Annotated in this window: 1 protein-coding gene; it reads right to left on the bottom strand. The window is 52.3% G+C overall.

Annotation, left to right across the window (positions count from 1 at the left end):
- Positions 1-449: 449 nt before the first annotated feature.
- The gene (locus YWE_RS0120860) at positions 450-1,631 is read right to left on the bottom strand and encodes a hypothetical protein (protein WP_029096206.1); all 1,182 of its coding nucleotides are present in this window, start codon (positions 1,629-1,631) and stop codon (positions 450-452) included.
- Between the last annotated feature and the right edge of the window lie 91 nt (positions 1,632-1,722).

Below are 1,722 nucleotides of genomic sequence, written 5' to 3'. Positions count from 1 at the left end.
TCAGACTCCTTATTCAGGGGATAGTGACCCCGGTAAACATTCGATAACTCAGTAAAATTAGGTTGTCCTACAATCAACGCCATATCTCGGTGATGCGGTAGTGCTTAAATGCCTGACCTTGTTACTGACACCGCTTCTGCCCGCGCATCCACGGTGCGAACACCGCCGGTCATCAATGAGGCAAGAAAAGCGTACAACCTACTTGCCTGCCCAAATGCAGCAGGATAGGGTGGTGGACTATGTCAGGCGCGGGCATAAGTGGCTTTGTGCGCTCTCGTACTGGGTTTTGCCTAGGTTGATACCTAGTGTTAACGTAACATCACAATCAGGCCTCGTGTATCGATGTCGGTTGCAGACCGGTATCGCTTTCGCAGTTTTTACCCCCAGCACTAACTCAAACGTTTATGGCTCGGATTGATTTTGACCTCCCCGTCTCTTTTACTGTTAACTTATAATAACTTGATGCAGAATATGAATTGGCTCGATGATTGCGCTTTCTTCCTTCTTTCCGGTATCAACGACGACGCCCCTGTACCAACCCCGTACGCAAACGTGTACCCGTTTATGCGATCTCCCCCCGATGCCGAATACTTGTTTTTTGTCCAGTAATAGACGCCGTTACTAGTCTGGGGAACAGCCCACCCCCCCCCGAACTCGTGGGGGTTTCCCCACTGTCCGCCGAACCTTTCTGTTGATCGCGATCCACCCGCCCCTTCGTCGTATCCCGGTGCCGCGTACCCGTCACCCAAATCCGTACAGTACTTTATGGCGTTGTCTTGGCTGGCTACTAATTGCCCCCCGTTGACAAACCACCGTGAGATTGTTGTTTGGATTACCTGCACGTCAGCGCTTCCATCGTTATTTTTAGCGACGACGCGTAACTTGTTGTCTGCTGCCGATGTCGGTGCGCCCGTGAACGTGACTACACCGTCTGTGTCCACCGTCGCCCAGAGTTGGTTTACTGTATAGGTGTAGTTTCCATTTGCTGTCGCATCGACCCCATTCATGTGTAGCTGATACGTCGCCCCCACAAATCCCGTCGTCGGGAATCCACTGTTCCACTTAAACGTATAACCATTAACGCGTATAGCCGGTATTAGGACTCTGACACGGTAAATGGGCGAGGTAATCGGGATTAACGGACTTGACGTCCTCGGGTTACCCGTCAGTGACGTGCTGAGCACCGGGACACTAACTTGCACCGTTAGGGTGTCATTGTGTGCAAAATTTGTTGCAAAGGTCTGCTTCAGTTGCGCGGTCGTTAACTTAGTCCCATTGGGCCCCTTCCACGTCCAGACTACAGTTGAAGGCGTGAATGTTATACCGGGTGTTCCTTGCTCGTCACCATCCTCATCCGAATACACCACACCCGGTGACAGCGCCGCGAGCGTCAACTCGTTCGGCGTCTCGGCCCCCATGACTAGTGCGTTATCAACAAGCGTGGTTTCCCCGTCCGGCATCAATATCGATAGTTCACCCGTCGCCGCTGGAGCTCGACCCTCAATCTTCCCTGTTGGATGACTCAGTACCACGGCCCATACAGGTATCGATGACCCCATGATAACGGCAGCAATGAGCACAACCAGCAGTGTGCGTCGGTGACTAACCCATCCCAGTGTGTTATCTCTCATTCTTCCTTCCCTCTTTAATCTCTGTCACAATCCCAAACAGTCCCGGGGTGCATCGTTTATCGTGCGTGTCATCAACAATGACTACCGCGGT

The sequence above is a fragment of the Budvicia aquatica DSM 5075 = ATCC 35567 genome (genome assembly GCF_000427805.1).
Classification (GTDB): Bacteria; Pseudomonadota; Gammaproteobacteria; order Enterobacterales; family Enterobacteriaceae; genus Budvicia; species Budvicia aquatica.
The sequence above is the reverse complement of the archived record's forward strand: the minus strand, read 5'-3'. Positions and strand labels throughout refer to the sequence as shown.

Bases quoted from the DNA above. Each gene is read 5' to 3' on its own strand.
- YWE_RS0120860 (WP_029096206.1), bottom strand. From the start codon at position 1,631: ATGAGAGATAACACACTGGGATGGGTTAGTCACCGACGCACACTGCTG.